We start from the raw sequence: 5,990 nt of genomic DNA, 5'->3' as shown, positions 1-5,990 counted from the left end.
GGTCCCCGTCATCGCCCCGGCCATCGCCTTCCGCGACGTCGCCATCGCCTATGAAGCGGGCGCGCCCGTTCTGACCGGGTTCAATCTCGACATCGCGCCCGGCGCAACTGTGGCCCTGCTCGGCGCCAGCGGCTCGGGCAAGAGCAGCCTGCTGCACCTCTTCCTCGGCCTGTCCCCCTTGAGCGGCGGCGAGGTCGAGGTCGGCGACGTGCGCCTGTCCGACCACCCCGACCTGACCGCCTGGATCGCCTTCGCCGGCCAGGCGCCGGTCGTCGTGCCCGGAACCCTGGCCGAGAACATCGCCCTGGCCTGGCGCGCCGCGCCGTCGTCGCGCGTCATGGAGGCCGCAGCCCGCGCGGGCTTCACCGGCGACCTGAACCGCGTCATCGACGAACGCGGCGGCGGACTGTCGGGCGGCGAGCGGCGGCGGCTGGGCCTGGCCCGTGCCTTCCTCAAGCCCGCGCCCCTCCTGCTGCTGGACGAGCCCATGGCCAATCTGGACGCCGCGTCCGAGGCCGCCCTGCTGCCGATCATCCGCGCCGCCGCCGAGGGCCGCACCACCCTGATCGCTACCCATTCCGAGGCCGTCGCCGATCTGGCCGACGTCGTGGTGCGACTTTGAGCCTTTCCCGCATGACCGGCGTCGCGCGCCTCAAGACCCTGATCCGGGCGCAGGAACGACAACAGGGTGGGCGCCTGCTGGTCGCCGCCGTCACCGCCGCCCTAGTGTCCGCCGCCGCTGTCCTGCTGCTGGGCGTGTCCGGCTGGTTCATCACCGCCTCGGCCCTGGCCGGGCTGGCGGGCGCCGCCGCGGCCCACAGCTTCAACTTCATGGTGCCCAGCGCCCTGATCCGCTTCTTCGCCATCGTCAGGACCGGATCGCGCTACGCCGAGCGGATCACCGGCCACGACGCGGCGCTGAAGGCTCTGGCGGCGCTGCGTCCCCAGTTGTTCGAGGGGATCGCGCGCGGTCCCGCGACCCGCGCCCTGGCTCTGGCCGGCGGCGAGGCCTCGTCGCGGATGATGCAGGACGTCGACGCCATCCAGAACCGCTTCGTGCGGATGTCCGCGCCCTGGGGCGCCGCCGCCGGTCTAATCGCCGGGCTGGGCCTGGCCCTGCTGACCGGCTGGACGACCGCCGTCGCCATCGCCGCCGCCGCGCTGCTCGGCGTCATCGCCGCCGCCCTGGTCGGACGCTGGCTGGCTGAACCGGCGGGCCGCGCGGTCCAGGCCGCGTCGGGCGATCTGAAGACCCAGTTCGCCGCCCTCGCCGCCGCCGCACCCGAACTTCAGGCCTATGGCGTCAAGCCCTGGGCCGTGGACCGGCTGGCTGAACGCGGCGCGGAGCTGGAGCGCGCGACCGAGCGTCTGGCCTCGGCCGGCGGCTGGATCATGCTGACCCAGTCGGCGGCCATGGCTCTGGCCGTGATCGGCGTCATGGCCACGGCAGGCGCCGCCTCCCCGCCCCTGATCGCCCTGGCCATTCTGGCCGCCGTCACCACGGTCGAGAGCGCCGGCGCCCTGCTGACCGCCTTCAGGCACAACGGCGCGGTCGAGGCGGCGGTGGAGCGGCTGGGCGAACTGCTGGAAACCGCGCCCGCCGCCTCGGCCGCGCCGGCCAGCCCGGTCCTCGGCCTGCCCTCCGCCGACCTGTCGCTGACGCCGCCGCAGCGCCTGGCCGTGACCGGCCCGTCGGGGGCCGGCAAGACCACCCTGATCGAGCGCTGGATGCATCTGCGCGCGCCCCTGCCCGGCGAGGCGAGGCTGGGCGAGATCGACGCCGCCGCAACCGCCCCCGACGCCGCACGCGCCCTGTTCGCCTATGCCCCGCAGCAGGCCGTCCTTCTGGCGGGAAGCGTCCGCGAGAACCTGAAACTGGCCCTGCCGAGCGCCGACGACGACGCCCTGTGGGCCGCGCTGGAAGACGCCGATCTGGCGGACCGCGTCCGCGCCGCGCCCGCCGGTCTGAACGCGCCTCTGGGCGAGAACGGCGCGCGGCTGTCGGGCGGCGAGCGCCGTCGTCTGGGTCTGGCCCGCGCCTACCTGCGCCCCGCCCCCTGGCTGGTGCTGGACGAGCCGACCGAGGGTCTGGACGCCGTCACCGAGGCGCGCGTGCTAGAACGACTGGCGGCGCGTCTGGCGCGAACCGGCCAGGGCCTGATCCTGGTCAGCCACCGCCCCGCCCCTCTGGCCCTGTGCCAGCAGCATCTGACCGTGACGGGGCTGTCGTCGTCCGGCGCGGTTCAGATGGCGCCGAGAAAGACCCCCACGACGGCCTGATCCCTTCTCATCCCTTTGATCTCCGTCAAGGCGAAGGCGTTCGCAAACGGCTTTGCTGGGATCAAAGGAGATACCCCATGCCCGCAGACGTCGTTCCCGTTATCGCCGCCATTGTTTCGGCCTTCCTGGTCTTCATGGCCGCCCTCGGCTTCGCCTCGGTGTGGAGCAACATGGGCGACAAGCCCAAGAACTGACGGCAGCAACCGGCCAAGAAAAAGGCGCACGCCCGCTGGACGGACGTGCGCTTTGTCATTTTTGCGGGAGCCGTGGCTCGACGAGTCAGTCGGTGTCTGTCGGGCTCTTCCCCTGTCCCGGAATAATCGCGCGGAACAGCAGCTTGTCGATCCGGCGATCATCCATGTCGATCACCTCGACCTCGAACCGACCCAGTTGCAGGATCTCGCCTTCGTGCGGCAGACGCGACAGGTGGTGCAGCACCAGACCGGCGACCGTGTGGAAGCTTTCGTGCTCGCCGAAGTCTTCGCCCAGTTCGTCACCCAGTTCATCCAGGTCGGCCTGACCGTCCACGGCCCAGGACCCGTCCTCGCGCTTGCGGATCGACAGGTCCTGCTCGTCGTGGCTCTCGTTGAAATCGCCAGCGATCATTTCCAGCAGGTCGGTGGCCGTGACCACGCCTTCAAAGGCGCCGTATTCATCGACGACAAAGGCCATGTGGACCTTGGAGCCCTTCAGGATCTCCAGCGCCTTCAGCACCGAGGTCGACTGCGGGATGAAGGCGGGCTCAGCCACCAGCTTCTCGATGTCGTAGGAACCGTCGGTCAGCAGGGCGTCCAGCAGGTCCTTCTTGTGGACCACGCCCAGGGGATTATCGACATCGCTTTCACGCGCCACGACAATCCGTGAATAGGGGCAGGTGCGGATTTCCTCGCGCAGCACTTCCTCGGGGTCGTCCAGGGCGATCCAGAAGACCTCGTGGCGCGGCGTCATGGCCACGCGCACGGCACGGTCGCCCAGGCGCAGGATTTCCTCGATCATCTCCTGCTCTTCCGGCTCGATCAGGCCGGCCGAAGTGCCCTCGGCCAGGATGCTCTGCACCTCTTCCTGGGTGACGTCCGAACCGTCGCGATCCTTGACGCCCATGACCTTGAGGATGCCCGAGGTCGAGGCCGTCAACAGCAGGACGAAGGGCTTCATCGCCAGGGCCATGGTCGAGATCGGCGCCGCCATTTTCGAGGCGATGGTCTCGGGGAAGATCAGGGCCAGGCGCTTGGGCACCAGTTCGCCGACGATCAGCGAGACATAGGTGATCAGCACGACCACCAGGGCCGTCGAGGCGATCTCGGAATAGGGCGCAAAGGCCGGGAAGTTGGTTTCCAGGATGCGGTCCAACTCGCCCGCGATGGTCGCCTGACCATAGGCGCCCGCCAGAATGCCGATCAGGGTGATGCCGACCTGAACCGCCGACAGGAACTGTGTCGGCTCCTCCGACAGCTTGAGGGCGGCACGCGCCCCGCGATCCCCGCGTTCGGCACGGCTTTGTAGCTTGGATTTACGCGATGAAACGACCGCAAGCTCGGTCATGGCGAAAAGGCCGTTCAGCACCACAAGCAGCAGCACGACGACGATAGCGATGGTCAACATCGAAAGGGGAGAAACCCGCGGCGCGGCGCGACAACCGGCGTCCGCGTGGCAATAGTAAGGCTGATCGCCCCGCCGCGCCAGTCATTCATGCATCGGCGCGCGGCTTCACCCGGTTCGGCCGACCCCGACGGACCCATAGACGCCCGACGAGGGTCGGTCGTCGTGGCTTGGAACGCTCGCGCAGGCGCTCATCCCGATGAGGGTGCCGATGAACAATCCCAGTCTGATGGCGCGGCGCATTTATGGTTACCCAAAGATTAACGTCGAAAGCCAACGTCATTGGGACAGCGCAGGTTCCCATGCAAGACCGGCTCAGCCGGCGCGGGCGGCCAGCCGCCAGTTCTCTGCGGCAGTCAGGCCGCGATCGAGGCCCTCAAGCAGGATCTCCAGCGTAACGGGCTTGGCCACCAGGGCGTCGGCCCCGGCCAGCATGGCCCGCCGGTGATGGGCCTCGGTCGTATTGGCCGTGAGCATGACGATGGGCGTCCGGTCCTGGCAGTGTATCGCCTCATGGGCGCGGATCAGACCGATGGCGGTCAGCCCGTCCATGACCGGCATCTGCATGTCCATCAGGATCATGTCGAAGCGCCCGCCCTGGAACCGATCCACCCCCTCGCGGCCATTGTCCGCCGCAACCACCTCAAAGCCCAGCGGCTCAAGAAGACAGCGAACGACCATCTGATTGGCCGGATTATCCTCGACCAGCAAGATTCGCTGGGCCCCGATCTCCTCGCCCACATCGGCGCTGTGGGCCTCGGACGCCTCATCCAGCTTCACGATGGGCAGGACGACCGTGAACAGGCTGCCCACGCCCGGCGTCGAACGGGCCGAAATCTCGCCTCCCATCAGTTCGGCCAAGGATCGGCAGATCGACAGGCCCAGGCCGGTGCCGCCGAACTCACGTGAGATCGTGTCGTCCGCCTGAACAAAGGGCTTGAACAGGCGGGCAGCGGCTTCGGGATCAAAACCGATGCCGGTATCCTCGACCTCGATCCGCAGGCGATCGCCGCCCCCGTCCGACGCCAGATCCACGCGCACCTCCACCGTCCCGGCCGGCGTAAACTTGACCGCGTTGGACACCAGATTGGAGACGATCTGCGTAATGCGGACGCCGTCTCCCATGACCCGCCCCCTCGCCGCGTCGGAGAAGGTGATCGCCAGCGCCACGTCGGCCTGTTCAGCGGTCGCCGTCCGCATCTCGACCACGGCCGCGATGTCCGCACGGAGGTCAAAGGGCGCGGGAGCCAAGCGAAACTCCCCCGCCTGCATCTTGGACAGGTCCAGCATGTCGTCCAGCACGCGGCGCAAGGCGTCCCCGGCGCCGGTGATCAGCGACAGCATCTGCGTCTGACGCTCGGTGAGGGTCGTGTGCGCCAGGGCCGAGGCCAGGCCCAGCACGGCGTTCAGCGGCGTGCGAACCTCGTGGCTGATGTTGGCGAAGAAGCGGTCGCGAACCTGGGCCGCACGCCTCGCCTCGTCCTGGGCGACCTCCAGGGCCTTCAAGGCGCGGACGTGGTCGGAATCCTCGAAGCGGATCGCGGTATAGGTCTCGGGTCGGCCGTCCGCGCCCGGATTGGGCACGATGGTCGTGTCGACCCAGTAGAGTTCGCCGTTCTTGTTGCGGTTCTGGATGGTGCCGCGCCACACGGCTCCGCCCGAGATCGTCCGGTAGAGGTCCTTGAAAAACTCACGGGGGTGGTGGCCCGAATTCACCAGCCTGTGGTTCTGGCCTACCAACTCATCGCAGCTATAGCCGCTGACATCGGCGAACTTTTGGTTGCAGTACAGAATCTGGCCCGCGCGATCCGTAATGGCCACGATCGCCGCTTCGTCCAGCGCCCCGGACAGGCCCGCGCGGCGCGGCCAGTCGATGTCAGTCATGAGTTTCCCTTTTCACAGAGAAGGCATGGCCCGACATCACCTCGCTTTCGTTAATATCGATGATTTTCAATGCTCTATCGGCAAAATGCCGCGAGTTTTGTTTCAGATCAAATCTCGCCCCCCGATGGGTCCTGCCCCTGTCCCGCAAAAGCCCCAACGGCAAAACGGCCCCCCGGATTGCTCCGGGAGGCCGCCTTGTTACGCTTTACTTGGCCCGCCGCGCTTGC

Annotated in this window: 4 protein-coding genes; 2 read left to right on the top strand and 2 right to left on the bottom strand. The window is 68.1% G+C overall.

What is annotated here, in order from left to right:
• Together CQ039_RS16410 and CQ039_RS16405 are read left to right on the top strand one after the other, a co-directional pair.
• Positions 1-622: ATP-binding cassette domain-containing protein (locus CQ039_RS16410; RefSeq protein WP_146113548.1), on the top strand; the 622-nt coding region annotated here is incomplete at its 5' end.
• A gap of 11 nt (positions 623-633) precedes the next feature.
• Positions 634-2,280 (top strand): amino acid ABC transporter ATP-binding/permease protein, encoded by a 1,647-nt coding sequence (locus CQ039_RS16405; protein WP_233190229.1) that lies wholly within the window; start codon positions 634-636, stop codon positions 2,278-2,280.
• Between the two features lie 279 nt (positions 2,281-2,559).
• Here CQ039_RS16405 and CQ039_RS16400 read toward each other — a convergent pair whose 3' ends face one another.
• Both CQ039_RS16400 and CQ039_RS16395 read right to left on the bottom strand, forming a co-directional pair.
• The gene (locus tag CQ039_RS16400; protein ID WP_199183674.1) at positions 2,560-3,882 is read right to left on the bottom strand and encodes a hemolysin family protein; all 1,323 of its coding nucleotides are present in this window, start codon (positions 3,880-3,882) and stop codon (positions 2,560-2,562) included.
• Positions 3,883-4,194: 312 nt separating this feature from the next.
• Entirely contained in the window at positions 4,195-5,763 is a 1,569-nt protein-coding gene (locus tag CQ039_RS16395) for a PAS domain-containing hybrid sensor histidine kinase/response regulator (protein WP_105563598.1), read from the bottom strand.
• Positions 5,764-5,990 lie beyond the last annotated feature (227 nt).

This window comes from Brevundimonas sp. MYb52, assembly GCF_002979535.1.
Classification (GTDB): Bacteria; Pseudomonadota; Alphaproteobacteria; order Caulobacterales; family Caulobacteraceae; genus Brevundimonas.
The sequence above is the reverse complement of the archived record's forward strand: the minus strand, read 5'-3'. Positions and strand labels throughout refer to the sequence as shown.